We start from the raw sequence: 23,107 nt of genomic DNA on the forward strand, positions 1-23,107 counted from the left end.
CCAGGAAACCGGGGGAAGGTCAGGGGTCCCTTCTCCCCTGGACGCCTGTCGCCGCGTGACTGTGGGGGTGTTGGCAGCACAGCAGCAGCGCCGGCAGCCTTGTTATCGAGACCGGCTTGGAGCATCAGTCGGCGACCATTAGCCGCGATCCCAAAAGCGATGTGGGTAGCGGACCCGGGAAGACGATCCGCCGGACTGCGGACGCCACCCCACCCTCGATTGAGCACATGGGTGTAGATCATGGTCGTGCTCACATCAGTGTGGCCCAGCAGCTCCTGCACCGTGCGGATGTCGTACCCATCCTCGAGCAGGTGAGTCGCGAAAGAGTGGCGGAATGTATGACAGGACGCCGGCTTAGACACGCTCGCCCGCCTGGTTGCCTCCCTCACGGCCTTTTGCAGCACCGACTCATGCAAGTGATGCCGGCGTCGCTGCCCGGTCTCGACGTGCACATAATACCTCGTGGCCGGGAAAACCCATTGCCAGGCCAGTTCGCGGCCTGTGTTCGGATATTTTCGGCCGAGCGCCGCTGGAAGTTCCGCCCAGCCGGCACCCCGCTCTAGATCCCGCTGGTGTTGCAACCGAACAATCTCTAGGTGACGGGCGAGGTCCGCTTTGGCGGTATGGGGAGCAGCGTGACGCGGTCCTTGTCGCCTTTGCCCTCGCGCACGATGATCTGGTTCGCGGCGAAATCTACGTCCTTGATTCGGAGCCTGCAGCACTCGATCACCCGGAGGCCAGCCCCGTACAGGAGGGGGGCCATCAGGTGGGGTGCTCCATGCAGATGGGCGAAGATCGCCTGGACCTCATCACGGCTCAAGACGACGGGCAAGTGCAGTGGTCGTTTCGCAGGGATGATGTTGTCGAGCCATGGCAATGGGTGCTGCAGGACCTCCCGGTAGAGAAACAGGAGGGCGCTCATCGCCTGATTCTGTGTTGAGGCGCTCACCTGGCAGTCCACGGCGAGGGAGGACAGGAACCGGGTTACCTCCTGTTCGCCCATCTCGACCGGATGGCGCTTCCCGTGGAAGAAGATGTACCGCTTGATCCACCCGATGTAGGCATCCTCTGTCCGGCAACTGTAATGGCGAGTGCGAATGGCCTGGCGAACCTGGTCAAGGAGCTTCGGCTTGGCTGGAGGCCGTGGCGAAGGGGTGAGCACGGCAGGTGTCCACTTGCCAGCCCTCTGAGGAGAGCGGTGTTGGATGACCCCTGTTTCAGTGGAAATCCCCATGCAGTCCTCCTTTCCGAGAGGAAGGCCTAGTTATGATGCATACTCCAAACCTGAGAGGCGGTCAAGTCTTTTTGGTGGCGACACAGGAACTGGAACTGGCTTTTCGAGGGAGAGGACAGAGGCTTCCAGTTTGACGACCGTATCGGCCGCGGCGATCAGGGCATCCAGCAGCCCGTCTCGATCAGATAACCGCACAACAGGCGCGGTTAGGTCCATCGCATCCCCTGCCTCCCCCTTTTCACCACCTTTTCGTCCTCGGATATAAGATTATACATATGACTAAGACCGTCAAGAAAAAAATTCGAAGCAACACAATCTCTATATTCCTACGCTCCCGACCGCATCATCGAGTGTTTCGGCTACGTGGATGCGGGGGAAGGGGTTTGTGGGTGCGGTCGCGGGGCGTACCCGGCGCGGTGGGCAGACGCGCGAGCGCGGCGGGTTCATGCCGGGGTTAGCCCGCGCCCCGTGATTGCACGCCCCCACATGGGCCTGCTGCAGTCGACGAGATTTGGTAACGGTCTTGCGCCTGGCAGACTTAGCCGGTATCAGTGCAATCAGAGAGCGCAGGGCAGCATTTACGGTGTCAGCGTTCGGGAAATACTGACGCACATCTGGCTCCAGCATCACCGCGCCATCTGCCAGCGTGAAGTAACGAATACTCACCGTTCCATCGGCTTTATAAACCTTGACCGTATGCCCTTGCCGGTAGGCGCGATAATACTTGCCGCGCACACCTTTCTTGCCCCTAACGTCGTATTCGGGAAGCATATCGGCCTCCTCGACTCTTAGGGGTTCAGTGTTCGCCGTCGGCTGCATGCGGCGAGTGAGATTTCGCGCCAACCGTCACGCGACTTCTAGGAGCGCACGCGGGTTCTTCGCCGCTACCATCAGCAGGGTTCGGGCCGCACCAGACGGGGCCCGGCGGTCCTGCTCCCAATCCTGCAGGGTCCGCACGGAGACGCCGAGTAGCTGGGCAAACCGTGCCTGGGACAGGCCCGTCTTCTCGCGAACGCCTGTAATGCTCGGAATCGTGATAACGCGCCCGTAGTCGCCCTGCTTGATTTCCCGCAGGCCCTCGAGAATCTCGCGGCCAATGTTACGCGTATCCTTAGTCATCTTCGATCTCCTTCCGAGCAGGGTTAGACAGGCTCGGAAACCTGGAGGTCACGGCAGATCTTTCGAGCGAGAAACTCGTTGATTTCGCGGTGCCTGGGGATTACCGATGTCTTTTGCGCTACCCGATTCACATACACGGTATGGTTACTGCCCTCGCGCAGGAATTCGCACCCGTGTGCCTCTAAGTGCCGGATCAGGTCGCGGCGCTTCATGCCTCAGATATGGGCAGCGGTTCGCGAATTACGTCCTTCCCCTTCAACGACTCCTCAGCCAGTGTGCGGTTGGCCTCCAGGACAAGAGTGATAGCCTCCTGCAGATTGGCGCGTGTCTCCCCTAAGGTCGCGCCTTGGGTGTTCGCCCCGGGCAACTCCTCAACGAAGCCGATATATCCTTCCGGTACTTTCTGAAACACCGCGGTCAGTGTGATAGTCATTTCGACTCCTCCGAGTTTCCTTAGCACCCTCTCCCAGCCACGCCAGGAATCCAACATTCAATATCTACTCAACTGGGAGCGTTCTTCCCGCTTGAAGTGGCAGCCGTGTCTGCGAAGGTGCTGCAACAGCGCGCTTCGCTTCACGTCACGATCACCGTCTCACGCTCAGCATTCGGCGGCACCCCTCGCAGCCCATTCTCCCGGCGGTCCTGCAAGATGAGTGCAATGGCATCCGCAAGACTTTGACGGGCCTCTTCCTTCGTTTTCCCGAGCCCGTTTGCTCCAGGAATCTCCGGACAGTAGGCGATCCACCACTCTCCGTCTCGCTCGAAAACTGCTGTGAATTCGTTCCTCATAACAGCGCACCTCCGTCCTGCTCTCCTTCCCGCTCTGGGAGTGCCGGGTTGATTCTACCTCCCAAGTGGTATTTGCCCAAATATAAATAGGAAGTGAACCACTGAGGCTGTGGTGGTGGGATAAAGCTCTTCGGGCGCCGCAACTGGGAGACCAGATCGGCCTCAGCGAAGCCGATCGAAGTATTCTCGCGGCGAGACAATCGGAATCCCGCGAAACGTCTTGAGGGGCTGAAGGTGTTTCTAGTGATTTCGCACATGCATGACCGCATGTTTTATGGCGCGATGAGACGGTTTGCGCCTTCGGGCCACACTCGTTTGAAGTCGTCGGTATTGAATGTTAACACGTGATCAACCTGTGATTTTGTCGCCACCTTCGCGATGATGGCATCATAAATTACCCCTCCGGATAGTCCAAGATCAGCCATCCGCTTGACGACGGAGCTGTACTCCGAAGGTGAAAGGGAAACCACCTTTGCCGTGGCCTCAACATTACTGCGAATCAGACGCCCGGCGATCCCAGGTGTAATCTTCGGGCGTATAGGCAACGTGGTCAACACTGCATACAATTCAGCCAAAGTGTGACCCGCGATCAACATGTCGAACTCTTTTGCTCTTGCCTGTTTGAGCCATCGGAAAGCAGAGGCGTGCAGAGGGTGCGGTTCTACGATTGCGGCTGTGAGGACGGAGGTATCAAAAAGGATTTTCATGATTTCCGTGGTGAAGACACCGTCCTGAGGCGTTCTTCGCGATGAGCCTTCACGCGCTCCATCAGATTGCCCGTTGCTGTGCCTGTATAGACCAATACGCCATCCTTCACCTTGATTGGGGGTTCTTCACGCAACGGCTTCAAAACAACCTCATCGTCCGATTGCTCCACCTTTAACAGTTCCCCTGGTTTAAGGCCAAGACTATCGCGGATTTCTTTTGGGATCACCACCCGGCCGAATCGATCCAAGAGCGTGTTCATAACACAATCCTCCTCTTTAATTGGCATTATACATTGCCACATGGCAATTAACAATGCCATGCAGTCATCGTCGGGGCCGGCAAGGCGGGAATAGGGGGCAAGATAGAGGGAAGGGTCAGACGGTCTTGTCCGGCCAGGGGCAGAGGTGGCGGACGTGGCAGCGGGGGCAGTCGGGGCGCTTGGCGGTACAGGCGCCGCGGCCGTGGAAGACCAGCAGGTGGGTCAGGCGGGTCCACTGCGCTTTGGGGATGATCCGGCAGAGCTGCTGCTCGATCTCATCCGGCTTGTCGCTGTGTGCCAGGCCCAGGCGGTTGGCTACACGTATGACGTGAGTGTCTACCGCGATCCCGGCGGTGATGCCCAGGGCGTTGCTCAGGACGATGTTGGCGGTTTTGCGCCAGACGCCGGGGAGCGTAATCAGCTCCTGCATCGTCCGCGGTACCTGCCCGCCAAACTCCTCCAGGATCTTCCTGCAGCAGCCGATGATGCTTTTGGCCTTGTTCCGATAGAAACCTGTAGACCGAATCGCCTCTTCCAGATCGATCGGATCGGCCTCGGCGAACGCTTTGGGGGTCGCATATCGCTTAAACAGGCCCTTGGTGACTTGGTTGACCCGCTCGTCGGTGCATTGGGCCGCCAGGATCGTCGCGATCAGCAGCTCGAACGGGTTCTTGAAATCGAGCGTCACACAGGCGTCCGGGTAGGTCTCCTCCAGGATGGCCAGGATCTTTTTGGCGGCAGCGGGAGTAGCGGTATGGAGATCGCCCTTCACCGGTCTCAACGTGGCCATTCAGTCGCCTCTCGCGTAGTGCCCGTCAGATCCAACGACCCGACAAGATCGGTGACGCGCGCGAGCTTATGGTCGATCAAATACGCGCTGATCCCGTCAATGACCCGTTCAGCACTGCTCGGCGACGTGAAGTTGGCCGTCCCGACCGCGACGGCCGTCGCGCCGGCGATCAGGAACTCCAGCGCGTCCTCAGCCGTCATGATCCCGCCCATCCCGATCAGCGGGAGCTTGACCGCCTGGGCTACCTCCCAGACCATTCGGATCGCGACGGGTCGGATGGCCGGTCCGGAGAGGCCGCCGGTGACGTTGCCAAGTTTCGGGCGCCGGGTTCGCACGTCGACGGCCATACCGATCAGCGTATTGATGAGAGAGAGGGCGTCGGCCCCGGCATCCGCCAGCGCCCTGGCGATCTCCGCCACGTCGGTGACATTCGGGGAGAGCTTGGGGATGAGCGGGAGCGCCGTCGCCCGCCGGACCTTCGATATCAGCGTGTGGGCCAATGCCGCATTACAGCCGAAGATCAGGCCATCGGCCACGTTGGGACAGGAGATATTCAGCTCTAATCCGCTGATCCCTTCACGATCACTCAGCCGTTTAGCCAGTTCAACATAGTCTTCGATCGACTCACCGGCGATATTGACAATCACCGGCGGACCCAATCGGCGCAGGTAGGGGAGTTTCTCTTTGATGAACGCCTCTACCCCGACATTCTGCAGGCCGATCGCGTTCAACATCCCGGCGGGGGTCTCGACGATTCTCGTCGGTGGATTCCCGGCGCGCGGTGAACGGGTGATGGTTTTCACAGCGATGGCGCCCAGGCGACCGAGGTCCAGGAACGGCTCGAACTCCTGAGCATAGCCGAAGGTCCCGGACGCCGTCATCACCGGGTTCTGCATGGGGATGCCTGCGACGGTGACGCGCAGATCGGGCCGTTTGGTGCGACCGGCGACAGACTTCACGTATTCTACTCTTGTATAGGCGCACGCAGTGCGCCCCTGCATTTGCCTCGTACCCGTTCCTCTTCGACGGCCGTCCGGTATCGCTGCTGGAGCTGTTGCGTGACCGGACCTGGGCGGCCGGTTCCGATTGTGCGACCGTCGACCGCGATAACCGGCGTGATCTCCTTGAGGGAACCGGTGAGGAACACCTCGTCTGCCGACAGGAGCGTATCAAGGGGAAGTGGGGTTTCATGAACCGTCAGGCCCTCCCGCTTTGCCAGCTCAATCACCACCTCCCTGGTAATCCCTGGTAGAAGCCCTGAACTCTCAGAAGGGGTCGTCAGTACGCCGTGTGAGATCGAAAAGACGTTGCTTGTGGCGCCCTCAATGATACAGTTATCAGTGCCCACAAACAACGCCTCCAGCGCGCCCTCGCGTTGCGCCTGCGCCGTCGCGAGTATATTATAGAGATAATCCAGCGACTTGATCTGGAGCGGGTTAAACGGATCTCCCCAGTGAACCGTTATGACGCCGACCCCCACCTGCTGACGTTGGGCGATTCCGGCATCCACCGGCTTGGCGACCAGCAGCAGCGTGGGTGACGGGGGCGCGTCGGGAGGCAGCAGAGGGCCCAGCACGTCCGGACCTCTCGTCACCGTCAACCGCAACGACGCATCCGTGTCCTGAAGGTGATTGCGCCGGAGCAGCGCATCCATCACCGGCCGCCACTTGCCCGCGTCGCCCGTAAACGGGATCCCGATCTGGTCGGCGCCTTTCTTGAGGCGTCCCAGGTGTCGATCCAGCGCAAAGACCCATCCGGCATATGTCCGGATGGTCTCGAAGAGGCCGTCGCCATAGATGAACCCGCGGTCAAAGGCCGACACCTTTGCCCGCTCGGCCTGTATGTAGCGTCCGTTCAGATAGACGACAGCCATTCGCCTTCTCTACCTCCCGAAACCGGCGCCGATCCCAAGCGTCCGAAAGAAGGTTTCGGCCTTGAGCAGCGTCTCGTCGTACTCTTTGGCCGGCGAGGAATCGGCGACGATCCCTCCGCCGGTCTGAAAGTAGATCTGTCCGCCCGTGACGACGGCCGTTCGAATGGCGATGTTCAGTTCCATCCCGCCGGAAAACCCGATAAACCCGATTGCGCCGGTATAGAGGCCGCGGGGGGTCGGCTCCACCTCGTCGATGATTTCCATCGCACGGATCTTGGGGGCGCCGGTGATCGACCCGCCTGGGAAGGTGGCGCGCAGGCAGTCGATCGGGTCTGTCCCATCCTCCAGGGTCCCCGCGACGATCGAGACCATGTGATGAAGGGTATGGTAGGTCTCGATCGTCTCGAATCGCTCGACATGCACAGAGCCGACCCGGCAGATCCGCCCCAGATCGTTTCGTTCCAGGTCCACGATCATGACATGCTCGGCACGCTCTTTCGGATCGTAACGAAGGCTCCCGATGATCCGCGCATCGTCCTCCACGGTCATCCCTCGCGGGCGCGTCCCCTTGATCGGGCAGGTCGAGATGCGGTTCCCCTCAACCAGCAGGAACCGTTCCGGGGAGTTGGACAGGACCTGGAACGGGCCACAGTGAAGATAGGCCCCGAATGGCGCCGGGAAACGTTTCTGAAGACGCCGGTACAGGGCCCAGGGATCGCCGCCAAACTGTGTGACGAAGCGCTGCGAGATGTTGGCCTGATAGATATCGCCGGCTGCGATATAGTCCAGGACCCTGTCCAATGCCTGACAGTACTGCGCCTTCGACATATTGCTGTCGAGCGGGGCCGCGATGGGCGACAACTCGGGCGACCTGCCACCGCCTGTCAGCCGCGCATGCGCGATCAGGTCGCGACCCTCGTGCAGCCGCTCCAGGGCCCGTTGCTCGCGCGCGACGCCCGGCGGCAGCGGCAGGCCGGTGGAGGTGATCAGCATCTCGCGCTTCGCCGGTTCGAACCAGAAGAGCCGGTCGTAAAAATGGATCACGCAGTCGGGTAGCCTCAGGTCGTCCACCGCGCGCGCCGGCAGCCGTTCGAGGTGGTGTCGGAGGTCGTAGCCGAAGTAGCCGATGGCGCCGGCCGTTGGAACGTCTTCGACGGGCGCCAGGTTGCTATATTGCCTGAGGGTCGCCTGAAGATGTTGAAACGGATCGCCTGTGACCCGGTGGCATTCGCCACGACGTGAAATGGTGATCTCGTTGCCCTTTGCCGAAAAGGTGAGGAATGGATCGTAGCCGAAACAGGCGGCCTGCCAGTGATTCACAGCCCAGGGATCGGCGTCCAGAAGGCTGAAGCCCGGCTGCGCAGCGACCAGACTCCAGAGATCCGCAAAGGGCGGCGGATTGGGGACCTCCTCTATGAGAACATGCGGATCGGTCTGCGAGGTCCCGCGTAGAGCGGCCGGAAACGATAGGATCATCCCTTGCGGCCCTCCAACTTCCCAACCCCCAACCCCCAACCCCCAACCCCCGTCTTATGTTCATCCCAGAGGATCTTATGGCCGTCAAAGACCGGCCCATCTTTGCAGACCAGACGATAAGCGCGCTCCTGTTTATGTGCCGTTACCGGCACAACACAGCCCATACAGGCTCCGAACCCACAGGCCATATTCGCCTCCATAGAGGCGTGATAGGGCAGGTCGTACTGTTCGGCAATCGGCGCCAGTGCTGCCAGCATGGGGTAGGGACCGCAGGCATAGAGGCGGGTGTTGGGTGTTGGGTGTTGGGTGTAGAGGTAGTGCTTGAGCAGGTCGGTGACCAAACCTTCATGGCCGGCACTGCCGTCTTCGGTGGCCACGTGGACGGCGGCGCCGGCCCGTCGAAGGTCTGAGACGCACAGCAGATCGACCTTGGATCGCCCGCCGAGCAGGACCGTCACCGCGATCCGACGGTCAGCCATCCGTCCGGCGAGAGCATCGACAAGGGCAGCGATCGGTGGGACCCCAACGCCGCCGGCAACCAGGATAACGTGCGCTACTTTTCGCGGAACCTCAAAGCCATTTCCAAGCGGACCGGTTGCCCGGAGCGACCTACCCGGTCGCATCGCAGCGAGACGTGCGGTGCCTCGGCCACAGACTTTGTAAAGGATTTCCACCTCGGCAAACCCCTCTCCACGTCTCGCGCGGCGGATGCTCATGGCCCGAGGCAGCAACGGATCGAGTCCGTCGGTCCATCCGAGCATCAGAAACTGTCCGGGGAGAAATCGTGCCAGGCGTACAGGACCGGCCAAGCGCATCGAAAAGTATTCCGGCGCGATCTGTTTGTTGGCCACGATCTCAACGTGGAACTCGGACGACACCACCATTCCCTATACCCTGCACCCTCTACCCTCCACCCTGGACCTGATGGTACTCCTGCAACGCCTTGACCCCGAGCTTCCCGTGTCGCATCGCGGCAATCGCCTCGACCGCTGCGCACGCCGCCGCCATAGTCGTAAAGTAGGGGATGCCCATCGTCACCGCCGTTCGTCGGATGGAGTAAGAGTCGAGCCGCGCGTGATGGCCCTCCGGGGTATTGATGACCAGGCCGATCTCCCCATTCTTCATCTTGTCCACGATGTGCGGGCGTACGCCGTCAATGACCTTCGCCACCGGCTCGACGTTCACCCCGCCGCCTCGCAGCACGGCTGCGGTCCCGGCCGTGGCGACGAGGTGAAAGCCCATCTCCGCGAGCCGCCTTGCCAGGGGTACGATATGCGGTTTGTCGCTGCCGCGCACGCTCAGAAAGGCCGTACCATCCAAGGGAAGGGCGCCGCTTGCACCCACCTGGGACTTGGCAAAGGCTAGTCCGAATTCGCGATCGATTCCCATGACCTCGCCGGTCGATTTCATCTCGGGTCCTAACACGGCATCCACACCTGGGAACTTCACAAAAGGCAGGACCGCCTCCTTGACCGCGACGTGGTGAAGCCTCGGCTCTTCGGTAACGCCCAACTCGTTGAGGCTCATTCCGGCCATGACCTTCGCCGCCAGCTTGGCCAGGGGAACGCCCGCCGCCTTACTGACAAAGGGGACGGTCCGCGAGGCGCGGGGATTGACCTCCAGGACATAGACGACGTCATCTTTGATCGCAAACTGGATGTTGATCAGTCCGACGACCCCAAGCTCCAGCGCCATCGCCCGTGTGTGGATGCGGATCTGATCGAGTAGCGGTTGCGGCACCGACCGGGGCGGCAATGAGCAGGCTGAGTCGCCGGAATGGACACCCGCTGCCTCGATATGCTCCATGATCCCCCCGATGACGACCTCCCGGCCGTCGCACAGGGCATCGACGTCCATCTCGATGGCGTCCTCCAGGAACTTATCCACCAGCACGGGATGCTCCAATGAGGCCTGGACGGCGCGGGTCATGTACGCCTGTAGGCTCGTCTCGGTGTAGACGATCTCCATCGCGCGGCCGCCGAGGACATACGACGGTCGCACCAGGACCGGATAGCCGATCTGCCGCGCGACGGTAAGCGCCTGATCCACCGAGACGGCGGTCCCATTTGGCGGCTGATTCAGGCCGAGGCGCTGCAACATCTGCTTGAATCGTTCCCGGTCCTCTGCCCGGTCGATGGCATCGGGTGGGGTGCCCAGGATCTTGAGACCGGCCCGTTCGAGCGGGATGGCCAGTTTCAGCGGGGTCTGTCCGCCGAACTGGACGATCACCCCATCCGGCCGTTCCCGCTCTGCAATGTTCAGGACATCCTCCAGACAGAGCGGTTCGAAGTAGAGGCGGTCGGAGGTATCGTAGTCGGTCGAGACCGTCTCGGGATTGCAATTGACCATGATCGTCTCGTAGCCGATCTCCTTCAGGGCAAAGGCCGCGTGCACGCAGCAGTAGTCGAATTCGATCCCCTGACCGATCCGGTTCGGGCCGGAACCGAGGATCATGATCTTTCGGCGATTGGTCGGGTTGGCCTCGCACTCCTGCTCATAGGTCGAGTACAGGTAGGGCGTATGGGCCACAAACTCGGCGCCGCAGGTATCGACCATCTTGAAGGTAGCCTCGATCCCCATCCGCTTTCTGGCGTCTCGGACAGCGGACTCCTGAGAGCCGATCAGTTCGGCCAGCCGCCGATCAGAAAAACCTAATGCCTTGGCCTGCCGCAGAATCGGGGCCGATAGACCGACCAAGGGCAGGTCTTCCTTATGTCCACGTTGACCGAGCAGTTCGTTCTCAAAGTCAACGATCTCCTTGATGTTCTCCAGGAACCAGGGATCGATGGCGGTCAGCCTGTAGATCTCCTGCACCGTTATCCCCAGTCGGAGCGCATCGGCCAGGTAAAAGACCCGCTCCCAATTGGCCGTGCTGAGGCGATCCCGCACCCGCATCAGGTCGGTCTCGCTGACCTCCGACCCGTGTGCAGATGGGTCTCCGAAGATCCGGCTCTTCAGTCCATACGCGTCGATCTCAAGCGAGCGGATGACCTTCTGTAATGCCTCCTTAAAGGTCCGACCGATCGCCATCGCCTCTCCGACCGATTTCATCTGCGTCGTCAGGGTCTCGTCGGCGCCGGCAAACTTCTCAAACGAGAATCGCGGGAACTTGACGACGCAGTAGTCGATGGTCGGCTCAAAGCAGGCCGTCGTCTCCTTCGTGATGTCGTTGCTGATCTCGTCCAGCGTATAGCCCACTGCTAGCTTGGCGGCGATCTTGGCGATGGGGAAGCCGGTGGCCTTGCTGGCCAATGCCGAGGATCGTGAGACCCGCGGATTCATCTCAATCGCCAGCATCCGCCCGTTCTCGGGACTGACGGCGAACTGGATGTTGCTGCCGCCGGTCTCGACGCCGATCTCGCGGATGATGGCGATGGAGGCATCCCGCATAAGCTGATACTCTTTGTCGGACAGGGTCTGTGCGGGCGCCACCGTGATCGAATCGCCGGTGTGGACCCCCATCGGATCGAAGTTTTCGATGGAGCAGATGATGACCACGTTGTCCTTCAGGTCGCGCATCACCTCCAGCTCAAACTCCTTCCACCCGATGACGGAGGCTTCAATCAGGATCTGGCGGATGGGGCTCATGTTGAGGCCCCACTGGACCTGCTCGTCGAATTCGTCACGGTTGTAGGCGACGCTCCCACCGGTACCGCCAAGCGTGAACGACGGACGGATAATGGCCGGGTAGCCGATCCGTTCGACGATGGCGCGCGCCTGCTCGAAGGACTCGGCATAGCCGCTCTCGGGCACGTCGACCCCGACCTTGTGCATCGCCTGCTTGAACAGCTCGCGGTCTTCGGCCTTTTTGATGGCGTGGAGCTTCGCCCCGATCATCTCGACCCCGTACCGGTCGAGAATCCCTGCCTCAGCCAGCGCGACGGCCAGGTTGAGGCCGGTCTGCCCTCCGAGGGTGGGCAGCAGCGCATCGGGCCGCTCCCGCGCGATGATCTGCTCCATCACGGGTACGGTCAGCGGCTCCACGTAGGTCCGGTCGGCCGTCTCCGGGTCGGTCATGATGGTGGCCGGATTCGAGTTGACCAGAATCACCTGGTACCCTTCCTCACGGAGGGCCTTGCAGGCCTGCGTTCCCGAGTAGTCGAACTCACACGCCTGCCCGATCACAATCGGCCCTGACCCAATGATTAAAATCTTTTCGATGTCGGTTCGCTTGGGCACCTATTCCACCTTCACGCCGTAGGCGAGGCCATCGCCTACCGGTAGAATCTGAGCAAGTAATTGGGGGTGATGAACGAAGTAGTCGTTGAAGTCGCGCAGCGCCTCTGTTGACTGCCGATACTGCTCGTCAACCGACTGTCCGCTTGCAACCTGCCCTCGCCAGAGGACATTGTCGCACACGACAACACCGCCGATCCGCATCAGCGGCAGGGCCAAATCCAGGTAGTCCCGGTACTCTGCCTTCACCGCATCAAGATAGACGAGGTCGAACAGCCCGGGAAGCGTCGGGATCACTTTCAGGGCCGGACCCAGGTGAAACTCCACCTGCTTCCCCAGCCTGGCCCGCTTGACATATTCCCGAGCCTTTTCAATCATCCCGGCCTTCGTATCGATCGTGACAACCTTGCCGTGAGGCGACATGGCCCGCGCCATGAAGATATCGGCATACCCGATGGCGGTCCCAACCTCCAGGACCCGCTCTGCGCGGATCGCACGGATCGTGATCTCCAGAAACGTCGCCACCTCAGGATCGGCGATGGGGATGCCATGTGCATCCGCCACGCGTTCCATCTCCTGCAGCAGCAGGTCCCTCTCGGGGAGCAGCCGTTCCAGGTATTCCTCTTGCGCCTGGTAGATGATCAGCCCGCTCTGCGCCTTCATCAGCGTGCACCTGCCTGCGCCATCAACCCTACAAAACGCTCAAACAGATAGCTCGCGTCGTGGGGACCGGGGGAGGCCTCCGGGTGATATTGCACCGAAAAGATCGGCAGGCGGCGATGACGCATCCCCTCCACGGTGTGGTCGTTGAGGTTGATATGGGTCAACTCGACCTCCGGGTCCGGGATTGACGCAATATCGACGGCAAAGCCGTGGTTCTGGGTGGTGATCTCCACCTTCCCCGTCGTCAGATCCTTGACCGGTTGGTTCCCGCCGTGATGGCCGAACTTCAGCTTATAGGTCCGTCCTCCGAGGGCAAGACCCAGGATCTGATGGCCAAGACAGATACCGAAGATCGGCTTTGTGCCGATGAGCTTCCTAACGTTGTCGATCAGATACGGCACACCCTCGGGGTCGCCGGGACCATTGCTCAGGAAGATCCCATCCGGTTTGAGCCCGAGGATCATAGATGTCGGGGTATCCGGCGGGACCACTGAGACGTCGCACCCGGCCTCGATCAGCTTTCGCAGGATATTCAACTTGATTCCGCAATCGTAGGCCACCACCTTGTAGCGTGATGCGTAAGGCGTGAGGCGTGAGGGGAAGAGCTTGAGCTGATTGACTGACTCGCCACTCTCTTTGTCGCTCTTGCTCAACTGCCATGGCCCCTCGTGCCAGGTGTACGGCGACGTACAGGCGACCTCCTTCACCAGGTCGCGCCCGATCAGGCCAGGCGAGCCTTTCGCTTTGGCAATCAGGCGCTCGGGATCAAGGTCTTGCGTTGAGATGACCCCCTCCATCGCCCCATGGTCCCGGAGATGCCTGGTCAAGGCGCGGGTGTCGATCCCCTGAATACCGACGATCCCCTGTTCGGTGAGATAGCTGTCGAGGGTTTGAGCGCTGCGCCAATTGCTCGGGTAGGGACTGGCCTCCTTCACAATGAACCCCTCGACCGCCAGGGCGCGCGACTCAACATCTTCAGGATTGATCCCGTAGTTGCCGATCAGCGGATAGGTCATCACGACCATCTGGCCCTTGTAGGAGGGATCAGTCAGGACCTCCTGGTAGCCGGTCATACTGGTATTGAAGACCACCTCGCCGACGGCCTCCCCCTCTGCGCCGAACGCGCGCCCTTCAAAGATGGTGCCGTCAGCCAGTGCCAGCAATGCCCTCTTCATCCCTATACCCCGTTCCGGCAACCTCTAGCCTCTAACATCGAACCTTGCACGTTGAACGTTGCCCTCGCACTTCTATCATGCCTCCCACACCACCTTGCCTCCGACCAACGTCGCGACCGTTGCACCGGTCAGCCGCCGTCCGGCAAAGGGCGTATTCCGGCTCTTGGAGGCAAAGGTGGTAGGGTCGACGATCCATTCACGATGCAGATCAAAGATCGTCAGATCGGCATCGGCGCCCTCGGCGATCCGCTCTTTCGAAAGCTTCAGGATCCGCGCCGGCTCGCTGGTGAGCTTGGCGATCGCCTGCGGCAGGCTCAATATGCCCGGCGCCACCAGCGTCGTCAGTATCACGGCAAGCGCGGTTTCCAGGCCGATCACGCCATTGGGGGCCAGGTCAAACTCGCGCTCCTTTTCCTGGACCGTATGCGGGGCGTGATCGGTGGCAATGACGTCGATGGTGCCGTCCTGCAGCCCTTCTATAAGCGCCTGTCGGTCGGCCTCGGACCGAAGCGGTGGATTCATCTTTGCGTTCGCGTCAAAGTCGCGGACGGCATCCTCCGTGAGCGTCAGATGATGCGGGGTGACCTCGCAGCTTACCCGGACCCCGCGGGCCTTAGCCTCGCGAATCAGGCGGACCGATTCGGCCGCGCTGACGTGGGCGATGTGGAGCCGCGCCCCGGTCGACTCGGCCAGCAACAGGTCGCGCGCGACCAACACGGCCTCCGACACGGACGGGATGCCTCGAAGCCCCAGTTCGGTCGAGACCAGCCCTTCATGAACGACCCCTTTACCGCTCAGATGCAGATCCTCGCTGTGCTGAATCGTCGGCAGATCGAACATCGTCGCGTATTCCATGGCCCGCCGCATCAGTTCGGCGTTCATGACCGGACGGCCATCGTCGGAGATGGCCACGCAGCCGGCCTCGAACAGCTCTCCGATCTCTGCCAACTCCTCCCCTTTCAACCCTTTCGTGATGGCGCCGACGGGATAGACCTGAACCGCCCCCTCGCGCTTGGCCGTATCCAGGATAAACTTGGCGACTGAGCGCGTATCGTTGACAGGATCGGTGTTCGGCATACAGCAAACCGCCGTAAAGCCTCCCCTCGCGGCTGCCATCGTTCCACTCGCGATGGTCTCCTTGTCCTCACGTCCCGGCTGGCGCAGATGGACATGCATGTCGATCAGGCCGGGACAGATCACCAGCCCCGTCGCATCCATCACCCGATCAACGCCAAGGGCGGACTCCGCATTTCTTGACGCTTTCGCCTCTTTGCCCGTACGGGGTTCCTTGGTATCAGCGCCTCCCGCCTCCCGCCTCCCGCCTCCCGTATTTTTGTCGATCCGGACAATCTTTCCGTCCTCAATGAACAGATCGAGGAGATCGTCCAATCCGGCTGCCGGATCGATGACTCGCCCACCTCTGATCAGAATCCGCATGACCGCTTCATCCCTCGAACTAATGCTTCATTGCGAAAGTTCGCGCACATAAGCCGTCATGCCCGCGAAAGCGGGTATCCAGTCAAATCAATGGATTCCCATTTAAAGACTGCGGGAATGACGTCCGGGTATTAATCCAATCAAGCACTAGTCTGCCCGCCGCCGGCGCACAGGTAGAGGAGGGCCATCCGCACCGCCAGGCCGTTTTCCACCTGATTGAGGATCAACGAATAGGGTCCATCGGCGACGTCGGGCGCGATCTCAATGCCCCGATTGATCGGGCCGGGGTGCATAATCAGGACGTCGGGTTTGGCGGCCTTCAGCCGTTCCGCGGTCAGGCCGAACAGGCGCGAATACTCCCGCAGCGAGGGGAACAGTCCGGCCTGTTGACGTTCGGTCTGCAGCCTGAGCATCATGATGACATCGACCTCGGCGACCGCTCGTTCCAGGTTGGTAAAGACCTCAACGCCCAATCGTTCGATGAAACGGGGCAGCATCGTCCGGGGTCCTGCGACTCGCACCTCCATTCCCATCCGTTGCATTCCCTGGATGTTGCTTCTGGCAACCCGGCTGTGGGCAATGTCGCCGACAATAGCCACCTTCATCCCCTCCAGCCGCCCGATCTTCTCCCTGATCGTAAAGAGATCGAGGAGGGCCTGGCTGGGGTGCTGGTGGGCGCCATCGCCGGCATTGATGATCGATGCGGCCAACCGCGTGGCCAAGAATACTGCCGCGCCCGGAGCCGGATGACGGATGACGACGATATCCGGGTACATCGCCTGCAACGTGAGGCCCGTGTCCTTCAGGCTCTCGCCCTTGGTCACCGAACTGGCCGAGGTGGAGATATTGATGACGTCGGCGCTAAGCCACTTGCCGGCAATCTCAAAGGACGTACGGGTCCGCGTGCTGGGCTCGTAAAACAGATTAATGACGGTCTTGCCGCGCAGGGTCGGCACCTTTTTGATATCGCGCCGGGCCACCTCTTTCATCGACTCGGCGGTATCCAGGATCAGCCGGATCTCGTCCGACGTCAGCTCCTGCATGCCCAACAGATCTTTGCGTGCGAGGCCCATCGTGTCTTTCCCTACGGTGTTACGATCACGACTCGGTCCTCCCCATCCTCTTCAGTCAGCAGAACCTGAATCTGCTCCTCACGCGAGGTGGGGACGTTCTTGCCGACATAGTCGGCTCGAATCGGCAGCTCGCGGTGACCCCGATCGACGAGAACGGCAAGCTGAATGAGACGAGGCCGGCCAAGGTCGATCAGTCCGTCCAGGGCCGCTCGAATGGTCCGGCCGGTGTACAAGACATCGTCAACCAGCACCACTCGCTTTTCGTTGATCGAGAACAGGATCTCGGTTTTACGAACGACCGGCTGTGGCCCGACCTTGCCCAGATCATCCCGGTAGAGAGTCACATCCAGAGTCCCGACCGGCGTCTCGGTTCCGGCAATCAGCATCAGCTCCCTGGCGATCCGCCGTGCCAGATCAACCCCACGGCTGCGCAGGCCGATCAGGACCAGGTTCTCCGTCCCGTTGTTCCGCTCGACGATCTCGTGGGCAATCCTGGTGACGGCCCGCTGGATTGCCGGCGGATCGAGGATCTGGGCCTTTTCGTTCAACTCAGTGGCCATGAAGGTCAGGGCATAAAAAAACCCCCTCACCGCCCGGCGAGGAGGTTATTCGAGACACGCTGATTAGAATGAACTGCGAACTTTCCACTTCAACTCCTTTTCGAACCTCTCTGAGTTCGATTAAAAGGCTAATTTAGTGTAACGGAATACCCGCGACTGTCAAGTTCAATCTTTAGGAGTCAGACTTCAGAGCCTTTTGACTGTAATCCCACGTCACGACCTTTTTGGGGATGACCTTCATCAGGAGCGGGTCAGGACCGCTCACCAGATACGTGTAGCCCGGGTGCTCGGCGGTACCGAAGTAGCGCTGCGCCATCGCATCACGGAACTGCTGGAGCCTCTGCGGATCGTTGACGAACTCCACCGTTCCCTGAATCATCACCCCTTTGTAGTCCTCAAAACGATCGCCACCATCGACCACGAGGGCGACCTTCTGGTTGGCCTGCAGGTTCCGGCCCTTTTTGGATCGCGGCGAGGTCTCGAGATAGAGTTCACCGTCCAGCAGGATGTGCCACACGGGCACAACATGCGGCTGGCCGTGTCGATCCACCGTCGCCAGTCGGCAGACCTTCTGCTGCCCCAAGAATACCTTCATAGCCTGTTGACTCATGTGTGCTCCCATATCCGTCCTCCTCCCTCCTATGCCGCAGGCGGCGCGGTCCGTCGCGCGTCGATCAACTCGCGAACAGCCGGGATCAGATAGATTGCGGAAAGATCGAAACGTGACAGGCAATCGGCCAGGACCTGTATTCGATCGCCCGGAGTAAGGTGATGATCGATGATCACCACTAGCCGGCCCCGCAACGTACAGGTCCCGCTTCTCACGACGAATTCCTGCTGGTCCAGGTTCTCGTAGAGGACCTTCACGCCAAGCTGGTCAGCCAACTGTTCAAGTTGTTGCAGAACCGTAGCGTCCACCATCACGCGTCCCGATACCGCATGACTCCGAGCGTTAGGGTCACCCTACCGAAGAAGCGCACGGATGTCAAGGCGATGAGCGGGACCCGGAGTAGAGCTGTCATGCATGGGTAATACCCCTCCTGTGGTGGAAGAGTTGTCGCAGCCGCAATCGTTCACTCACTACGGTGCTGCACCATTACGATTCCCCGCACTGCCGATAGAGCCGCCACCCCATGACTGCGGCAGCGCCAATCAGGCTGGTCATCCCGAGCAGGCAGAGGCCGAACGGGACGCCCGCGTAGTAGGCGTAGGCAAACCATAGGTCCAGGGTCTCGGGAAGTTTCGCAAGGTCCGCATCCGAGAGAGGAATGCGCTCGCTGCCGGCCTTAATAGTGAATGCCGGTTTTTCGCCTCTCAGAAATCGACCCCAGTTTCGTACCGCTATTTTCATGTGCCTCCAGGCTGGTGAGTAGTTGGGGACAAAGTGAGCCTTGTACATAAACAGCGGGTCCGAGGGAACACTCTGATACGGATACTCTCCGATCACCCGGTAGTAGGTCCCGTAGTAGATTGAGACGCCACCGAACTGTACCAACAGACCCACCAGCGAGAGCGCGAGAACTCCCCGCCTGATCTGACGGGACGCACCTTCCAGCATAGTTCCGAACGGTAGAACCAGACAGGGGAGCACCACCGTCAAGTAGCGGGGTCCCCAGCTCCCTTCGCCGGCCCATGTGTGGTATGTGGAAGAGATCATGAGATTTGCGCTGAAGAGCCCAAGCAAGAGCAACATCTCTCGCCTGTGACTCTTTCCGAATGGTCTCATCGCGACACACCCCAACACGGCGATGGGCGCGTAGAGGAATAGACTTTTGCCGGCACTGAACAAGAGCCCATACAGCCCCACCAACAGGGGGGTTGAAAAGACCGCGACTCCCCCGTACCCAGTCCGCACGATGGAGCCAAACCGCATATAGTTGTATCCTAGCGCGAGGGCAAGGAATAGCATCACCGGGAGGGCGAAGCTGGAGAGGTCGCGCGCTCGGCGGTTCCTACCTGAGGCAGCAAGCAGGTATGCGATCACTATCGGAAGGTTGATGAGGAACACCCACTTTGTCAGGATTCCTATCCCGCAAAAGCCTCCGGCGTACAACGCCGCCATCGTGTCAGGGGCGCGACTGTATTTGATGAGGCAGTAGAGGGTGCCGACGAGACAAAGGGTCTCCAGGGGTTGAGTGAGGAACGACTTGGTGGCGTATACGATGAAGAACGTCGTAAATGCGAAACACACGGTAAGCAGCAGGGACACGCGATCCGAGTAGCCAAGCTGCCTCCCCGTCAAGAAGAGGAGCAAACAGACGAGCGCGCTCACGACCACATTCGTCAGGGAAACGCTTCCTTTCAGAACGAGGCTCTGAAAGGACTCCGGGGCGAAGACGGAGACCAGTCTGCCCAAAAGGTATGACGGGATGGCAGCCAGCGAGAGTCCAAGCCCAAATCGCGAAACGGATTGCTCTTCATGCCCGGTCGGGATATTTTCTCCACTGATGGTAATCTCGCCGCGCTCCACAAGCGCCTGGGTGACTTTGAAGACATAGAGCCCGTCGGTGGAAGCGATGATCCCGCTGGAGACCGAGAGAAATGCCGTGAGGAAGAAGACCGTCAGCCACAGGGCAGATACACGCATCTCACTCCTTCCGAGCCGCATGACAAGCCAGCCGCGTGCGGCTATTTGACCAGCCGGTGATAGTCGCCCCGCAGGTAACGACCCATGAGCGTGAGGACGTCGATTCCGTAAGGGATCGGTTTGAGGTGCGACTTCTCACCGGCATAACGCGTGGGGACGGGCACGTCGACGACCCGCAGTCTGAGGATCTTGGCTACGACAATCATCTCCTGGTCAAACACGAAGCCGCGGCCGGTGAAGTGCTGGAAGGGGATAGCTGCCAAGGCCTCGCGCCGATACAGCATGTACCCACTATGATATTCGGCAAGATGCAAACCAAAGACGCGGTTTTCCAGCCATGTTAGCGCCTTGTTTGCGACAAACTTGTACAGCGGCATGCCGCCCTGCAGGGCCCCTCCGCCTTTCAGGCGAGACCCCTGAACGATGTCGGCTTCGCTCCTCTCCAGCGGCGCAAGCAGCTCGGGAATGGACTCAGGAGCGTACTGGCCGTCGGCATGAAGCCACACGATAAAGCCCGCCCCGAGTTCCAGGGATTTGGTAAGCCCGGTTTTGGCGGCTTCCCCGTAGCCCCGGTTTGTCGGGTGCTCGATCAGTGTGAGGTTCTGGAGGCGCTCGTGGAGCCGACGGGCCACGTCGGACGTGCCGTCGGTGCTGCCATCATTGACGACAACGTAGTGAGCGGTTCGCCCGATGATCTCCTTTGGGATCCGATCAAAGACGCTCTCGAGGGTGAGGGCTGCGTTGTACGCGGGAATGGCGATGACAAGGGCGGGGTTAGGCATGAGGTCGCGGGTTGTCGCTATCCCTGGCTTCAGGCGATAGTTGCACCGGGGGCGTAATTGGCATATCCCGCTATGCTCAACTCGATGGTCCGATCGAGATCGTACCTGGGCTGCCAACCCAGGAGCGTCTGTGCCTTGGTGATGTCCGGGATGCGACGGTCGGAATCCTCGTATCCCTCACCGTAGAATTCAGTGCTGTCTACGTCCAGTATCTCGGGAAGCCTCTCGCCAGGCTTGATAAACTTCGCAGCGTAGATGTCACGCATTCGGTAGGCGAGATCTCGGATGGAGATCTCATTAGCCGGGGAGCCGACATTAAAGATCTGGCGATCGCATACGCCTCCAGGATTCTCAAGAATCCGTGTGATGCAGTCGATGGCATCGTCGATATACGTGTAGCATCGTTTGTGATGACCCCCATTGACGAGTTTCATTGGAGAGCTCTCCAGTAGGGCGGACATGAAGTTCGAGAATACCCGTGGGTTCCCTTCCTGTTCAAACGTGAGAAAGTCGATCTTGGGCCCGATGAAGTTAAAGGGGCGGACTACCGTCCAGTTGAGGCCGTACGACATTCCGTAGGCGTGAAGAACACGTTCCAGGAGTTGCTTGGCACAACTATAAATCCACCGGTGCTTCCCGACCGGACCGAGAATGAAATTGGTGGTGTCCTCAGTGAAGAGCGCATGTCGGAGGTTCGCGGGATCCTGGAGCTCATCCGCGCACACGCTCGCCACCGTCTTGCCGTACACCTCGCATGAAGAAAACTGGACCAGGTGCTTTTTCTTTGCCATACACAGTTGGGCAATACGCAGGTTCTCGAGAAAATTCAGCTCGAAGACCTCCAGGGGCTTCTGCACATAGAGGCTGGGGTTGGCGTGGGCGATGAGGTCGACCACAATGTCTGTCCCGTCGATCATCTCACTGATCGTGTCGCGCTCGTGGCGGACATCGCCCCGCCTGAAGGTGAATCGTGGGAGCTCCAACACCTCCTCTAGCTTCTTATCGGTGAGGTCGAAGCCCGCTACCTCGTGCTCCGTCGTGCGGAGCAGTCGGTGAGCCAGATGTGATCCAATAAACCCTCCAACTCCAAGAACCAGAACGCGCATCGTATGAGACCTCTGTGTTCTAGAGGAAGCCTGCCCTGTCTTCCGACGCTTGGAACGGCGTGTGCGCAGTTAGAGCCGTGGTCCCCACATTCTCATCCTTTGTGAACGGTCTCCGGATAGTACTTCGAAAGCCCATCGCAAAAATAGATCGGATCAAAGCCAAGATCGCGTCGGGCAGGATCAATATTGCAGTTCACGGGGGCTTTCTGCGCCAGGACTTGGTCCATAAAGACGATCGGGTGCGTAGAGCCGGCCTGAACCAACCGGGCGATCAGCGCGCACACACCAAGTGGTACATGGATCTTCACTGCCTTGATGCCAAGACGGTCCATCAAATAGTCCACGATCTGGTCGTACGTCAACGCCTCCGGCCCACCTATATCGTAGGTCTTGCCGATCGTCTCGGGGACATCGATAGCCTTGAACATGGCCGCCACGAGGTCGCCTACGAAGATGGGGTAGATGACATAGGAACCGTCTCCGATGATCGGCACGACGCGCCATTTCTGCATGATGTCCCCGATCGTTCGGAGCCGCACTTCGCCGGGTCCATAGAGCAGGGCCGGTCGAAAGACGGTGAGGTCCAGATCGGCCTGCTGGAGTATCTCCTCCGCTTTCTTCTTGGTTGTGCCATAATAACCTGGGTAGTTGCGCGCGGCCTTGATCGAACTCACAAAGAGGAAACGCCTGGTTCCATGCTCCGCGCAGGCGCGGATGATGTTGCGAACCCCCCCGAGGGTGATCCGCTCGTGAGCCGTCTGAAGCATGTGTTCGTGGGCCGTGACTAGGTGAAGCACAGCCCGAGCGCCCTTGACCGCTTCGGTCACCTCCTCATAGTTTGTGATATCACCGCGGTAGATTTCCCCTCCCATTGCTTCAATTACCTTCAGCCGCTCGGAGCTGAAATCAAAGGCGCGAAACCGAACGTTTCCTACTGCGGCAAAGCGACACATGTGCGTTCCGACAAATCCGCCAGCACCGGTAATTAATATGTGAGTGTCCGTCATTATCGAGTCATCCTTCTCTGTTGGGATCGTGAGGGCCTGCGTCCACTCTCAACAGAGATCGCCAGTCTCAGAGAAGTCAGTCAGTCCTTCGAGGTGGGTGGGAGATAGGTTCCACTCGTAACGGCGGCATTCTAAGGGGTTGGAGAATCAGAAGTCAATGGAATTTGTAGCAGGTAGTGTACCATTCCGTTGATACAAAAGTCTGGATGCTACCCGGAACCCCAAAGAGCAATAAAAAACACTGAGGGACCGGCCGGGCGGCCAGTCCCTCAGCGGTCGGAGGGAGGGGGAGG

The 23,107-nt window shown here is 60.1% G+C and carries 25 protein-coding genes and 1 pseudogene; all 26 read right to left on the reverse strand.

The genetic code is table 11. From position 1 onward, the window contains the following. Positions 1 to 722, reverse strand: a 722-nt coding sequence (locus tag C3F12_06835) for a hypothetical protein (protein ID PWB46382.1), incomplete at its 3' end; no start/stop codon positions are given. Then, a complete protein-coding gene (locus C3F12_06840) occupies positions 593 to 1,234 on the reverse strand; it encodes an integrase (protein PWB45797.1) in 642 nt (213 codons plus the stop codon). The genes C3F12_06835 and C3F12_06840, both read right to left, overlap by 130 nt. Before the next feature lie 522 nt (positions 1,235 to 1,756). Further along, a pseudogene (locus C3F12_06845) lies at positions 1,757 to 2,053 on the reverse strand (hypothetical protein). 27 nt (positions 2,054 to 2,080) lie between these two features. Continuing rightward, complete coding sequence (locus tag C3F12_06850; protein PWB45798.1) at positions 2,081 to 2,353, reverse strand: transcriptional regulator; 273 nt, start codon at positions 2,351 to 2,353, stop codon at positions 2,081 to 2,083. A 23-nt stretch (positions 2,354 to 2,376) separates the two neighbouring features. Next, positions 2,377 to 2,565, reverse strand: a complete 189-nt coding sequence (locus C3F12_06855) for an addiction module toxin, HicA family (GenBank protein ID PWB45799.1) — start codon at positions 2,563 to 2,565, stop codon at positions 2,377 to 2,379. Further along, the gene (locus C3F12_06860; GenBank protein ID PWB45800.1) at positions 2,562 to 2,786 is read right to left on the reverse strand and encodes a HicB family protein; all 225 of its coding nucleotides are present in this window, start codon (positions 2,784 to 2,786) and stop codon (positions 2,562 to 2,564) included. The genes C3F12_06855 and C3F12_06860 overlap by 4 nt, the downstream gene beginning before the upstream one ends. Before the next feature lie 140 nt (positions 2,787 to 2,926). Then, positions 2,927 to 3,142 carry a HicB family protein gene (locus C3F12_06865; protein ID PWB45801.1) on the reverse strand — a complete coding sequence of 72 codons (216 nt, stop codon included), beginning with the start codon at positions 3,140 to 3,142 and terminating at the stop codon, positions 2,927 to 2,929. 272 nt (positions 3,143 to 3,414) lie between these two features. Beyond that, a complete protein-coding gene (locus C3F12_06870; protein ID PWB45802.1) occupies positions 3,415 to 3,849 on the reverse strand; it encodes a VapC toxin family PIN domain ribonuclease in 435 nt (144 codons plus the stop codon). Beyond that, entirely contained in the window at positions 3,846 to 4,169 is a 324-nt protein-coding gene (locus C3F12_06875; protein ID PWB45803.1) for a hypothetical protein, read from the reverse strand. The genes C3F12_06870 and C3F12_06875 overlap by 4 nt, the downstream gene beginning before the upstream one ends. 55 nt (positions 4,170 to 4,224) lie before the next feature. Further along, positions 4,225 to 4,899 carry an endonuclease III gene (gene nth, locus C3F12_06880; GenBank protein ID PWB45804.1) on the reverse strand — a complete coding sequence of 225 codons (675 nt, stop codon included), beginning with the start codon at positions 4,897 to 4,899 and terminating at the stop codon, positions 4,225 to 4,227. Then, a complete protein-coding gene (locus C3F12_06885; protein PWB45805.1) occupies positions 4,887 to 5,858 on the reverse strand; it encodes a dihydroorotate dehydrogenase in 972 nt (323 codons plus the stop codon). The genes nth and C3F12_06885 overlap by 13 nt, the downstream gene beginning before the upstream one ends. Before the next feature lie 5 nt (positions 5,859 to 5,863). Further along, positions 5,864 to 6,772: a branched-chain amino acid aminotransferase gene (locus C3F12_06890; protein ID PWB45806.1), complete on the reverse strand. Its 909-nt coding sequence runs from the start codon at positions 6,770 to 6,772 to the stop codon at positions 5,864 to 5,866. 9 nt (positions 6,773 to 6,781) lie between these two features. Continuing rightward, positions 6,782 to 8,248 (reverse strand): aminodeoxychorismate synthase, component I, encoded by a 1,467-nt coding sequence (gene pabB / locus C3F12_06895; GenBank protein PWB45807.1) that lies wholly within the window; start codon positions 8,246 to 8,248, stop codon positions 6,782 to 6,784. Then, positions 8,245 to 9,132, reverse strand: a complete 888-nt coding sequence (locus C3F12_06900) for a dihydroorotate dehydrogenase electron transfer subunit (GenBank protein ID PWB45808.1) — start codon at positions 9,130 to 9,132, stop codon at positions 8,245 to 8,247. The genes pabB and C3F12_06900 overlap by 4 nt, the downstream gene beginning before the upstream one ends. 19 nt (positions 9,133 to 9,151) lie before the next feature. After that, positions 9,152 to 12,427 (reverse strand): carbamoyl phosphate synthase large subunit, encoded by a 3,276-nt coding sequence (gene carB / locus C3F12_06905; GenBank protein PWB45809.1) that lies wholly within the window; start codon positions 12,425 to 12,427, stop codon positions 9,152 to 9,154. Beyond that, complete coding sequence (locus tag C3F12_06910) at positions 12,428 to 13,087, reverse strand: O-methyltransferase (protein ID PWB45810.1); 660 nt, start codon at positions 13,085 to 13,087, stop codon at positions 12,428 to 12,430. Then, positions 13,087 to 14,262 (reverse strand): carbamoyl phosphate synthase small subunit, encoded by a 1,176-nt coding sequence (locus C3F12_06915; GenBank protein PWB45811.1) that lies wholly within the window; start codon positions 14,260 to 14,262, stop codon positions 13,087 to 13,089. The genes C3F12_06910 and C3F12_06915 overlap by 1 nt, the downstream gene beginning before the upstream one ends. Positions 14,263 to 14,337: 75 nt before the next feature. Then, positions 14,338 to 15,699: a dihydroorotase gene (locus C3F12_06920; protein ID PWB45812.1), complete on the reverse strand. Its 1,362-nt coding sequence runs from the start codon at positions 15,697 to 15,699 to the stop codon at positions 14,338 to 14,340. A gap of 140 nt (positions 15,700 to 15,839) precedes the next feature. After that, positions 15,840 to 16,772: an aspartate carbamoyltransferase gene (locus C3F12_06925; GenBank protein ID PWB45813.1), complete on the reverse strand. Its 933-nt coding sequence runs from the start codon at positions 16,770 to 16,772 to the stop codon at positions 15,840 to 15,842. Between the two features lie 11 nt (positions 16,773 to 16,783). Then, positions 16,784 to 17,332: a bifunctional pyr operon transcriptional regulator/uracil phosphoribosyltransferase PyrR gene (locus tag C3F12_06930; GenBank protein ID PWB45814.1), complete on the reverse strand. Its 549-nt coding sequence runs from the start codon at positions 17,330 to 17,332 to the stop codon at positions 16,784 to 16,786. Between the two features lie 172 nt (positions 17,333 to 17,504). Beyond that, a complete protein-coding gene (locus tag C3F12_06935; protein PWB45815.1) occupies positions 17,505 to 17,954 on the reverse strand; it encodes a hypothetical protein in 450 nt (149 codons plus the stop codon). A 17-nt stretch (positions 17,955 to 17,971) separates the two neighbouring features. Beyond that, positions 17,972 to 18,253 (reverse strand): hypothetical protein, encoded by a 282-nt coding sequence (locus C3F12_06940; GenBank protein ID PWB45816.1) that lies wholly within the window; start codon positions 18,251 to 18,253, stop codon positions 17,972 to 17,974. A 175-nt stretch (positions 18,254 to 18,428) separates the two neighbouring features. Then, the gene (locus tag C3F12_06945) at positions 18,429 to 19,940 is read right to left on the reverse strand and encodes a hypothetical protein (GenBank protein PWB45817.1); all 1,512 of its coding nucleotides are present in this window, start codon (positions 19,938 to 19,940) and stop codon (positions 18,429 to 18,431) included. A 20-nt stretch (positions 19,941 to 19,960) separates the two neighbouring features. Next, the gene (locus tag C3F12_06950) at positions 19,961 to 20,701 is read right to left on the reverse strand and encodes a glycosyl transferase family 2 (GenBank protein ID PWB45818.1); all 741 of its coding nucleotides are present in this window, start codon (positions 20,699 to 20,701) and stop codon (positions 19,961 to 19,963) included. A 29-nt stretch (positions 20,702 to 20,730) separates the two neighbouring features. Further along, the gene (locus C3F12_06955) at positions 20,731 to 21,807 is read right to left on the reverse strand and encodes a bifunctional UDP-4-keto-pentose/UDP-xylose synthase (protein PWB45819.1); all 1,077 of its coding nucleotides are present in this window, start codon (positions 21,805 to 21,807) and stop codon (positions 20,731 to 20,733) included. A gap of 92 nt (positions 21,808 to 21,899) precedes the next feature. Continuing rightward, entirely contained in the window at positions 21,900 to 22,814 is a 915-nt protein-coding gene (locus C3F12_06960) for a hypothetical protein (protein PWB45820.1), read from the reverse strand. Positions 22,815 to 23,107: the final 293 nt, after the last annotated feature.

Source organism: Candidatus Methylomirabilota bacterium (assembly GCA_003104975.1).
GTDB lineage: Bacteria > Methylomirabilota > Methylomirabilia > Methylomirabilales > Methylomirabilaceae > Methylomirabilis.

Excerpts from the sequence above, each read along its gene's own strand:
- C3F12_06840 (PWB45797.1), bottom strand. The coding sequence starts at position 1,234 with ATGGGGATTTCCACTGAAACAGGGGTCATCCAACACCGCTCTCCTCAG.
- C3F12_06850 (PWB45798.1), bottom strand. The coding sequence starts at position 2,353 with ATGACTAAGGATACGCGTAACATTGGCCGCGAGATTCTCGAGGGCCTG.
- C3F12_06855 (PWB45799.1), bottom strand. The coding sequence starts at position 2,565 with ATGAAGCGCCGCGACCTGATCCGGCACTTAGAGGCACACGGGTGCGAA.
- C3F12_06860 (PWB45800.1), bottom strand. The coding sequence starts at position 2,786 with ATGACTATCACACTGACCGCGGTGTTTCAGAAAGTACCGGAAGGATAT.
- C3F12_06865 (PWB45801.1), bottom strand. The coding sequence starts at position 3,142 with ATGAGGAACGAATTCACAGCAGTTTTCGAGCGAGACGGAGAGTGGTGG.
- C3F12_06870 (PWB45802.1), bottom strand. The coding sequence starts at position 3,849 with ATGAAAATCCTTTTTGATACCTCCGTCCTCACAGCCGCAATCGTAGAA.
- C3F12_06875 (PWB45803.1), bottom strand. The coding sequence starts at position 4,169 with ATGGCATTGTTAATTGCCATGTGGCAATGTATAATGCCAATTAAAGAG.
- nth (PWB45804.1), bottom strand. The coding sequence starts at position 4,899 with ATGGCCACGTTGAGACCGGTGAAGGGCGATCTCCATACCGCTACTCCC.
- C3F12_06890 (PWB45806.1), bottom strand. The coding sequence starts at position 6,772 with ATGGCTGTCGTCTATCTGAACGGACGCTACATACAGGCCGAGCGGGCA.
- pabB (PWB45807.1), bottom strand. The coding sequence starts at position 8,248 with ATGATCCTATCGTTTCCGGCCGCTCTACGCGGGACCTCGCAGACCGAT.
- C3F12_06900 (PWB45808.1), bottom strand. The coding sequence starts at position 9,132 with ATGGTGGTGTCGTCCGAGTTCCACGTTGAGATCGTGGCCAACAAACAG.
- C3F12_06910 (PWB45810.1), bottom strand. The coding sequence starts at position 13,087 with ATGAAGGCGCAGAGCGGGCTGATCATCTACCAGGCGCAAGAGGAATAC.
- C3F12_06915 (PWB45811.1), bottom strand. The coding sequence starts at position 14,262 with ATGAAGAGGGCATTGCTGGCACTGGCTGACGGCACCATCTTTGAAGGG.
- C3F12_06920 (PWB45812.1), bottom strand. The coding sequence starts at position 15,699 with ATGCGGATTCTGATCAGAGGTGGGCGAGTCATCGATCCGGCAGCCGGA.
- C3F12_06925 (PWB45813.1), bottom strand. The coding sequence starts at position 16,772 with ATGGGCCTCGCACGCAAAGATCTGTTGGGCATGCAGGAGCTGACGTCG.
- C3F12_06930 (PWB45814.1), bottom strand. The coding sequence starts at position 17,332 with ATGGCCACTGAGTTGAACGAAAAGGCCCAGATCCTCGATCCGCCGGCA.
- C3F12_06935 (PWB45815.1), bottom strand. The coding sequence starts at position 17,954 with ATGGGAGCACACATGAGTCAACAGGCTATGAAGGTATTCTTGGGGCAG.
- C3F12_06940 (PWB45816.1), bottom strand. The coding sequence starts at position 18,253 with ATGGTGGACGCTACGGTTCTGCAACAACTTGAACAGTTGGCTGACCAG.
- C3F12_06945 (PWB45817.1), bottom strand. The coding sequence starts at position 19,940 with ATGCGGCTCGGAAGGAGTGAGATGCGTGTATCTGCCCTGTGGCTGACG.
- C3F12_06950 (PWB45818.1), bottom strand. The coding sequence starts at position 20,701 with ATGCCTAACCCCGCCCTTGTCATCGCCATTCCCGCGTACAACGCAGCC.
- C3F12_06955 (PWB45819.1), bottom strand. The coding sequence starts at position 21,807 with ATGCGCGTTCTGGTTCTTGGAGTTGGAGGGTTTATTGGATCACATCTG.
- C3F12_06960 (PWB45820.1), bottom strand. The coding sequence starts at position 22,814 with ATGACGGACACTCACATATTAATTACCGGTGCTGGCGGATTTGTCGGA.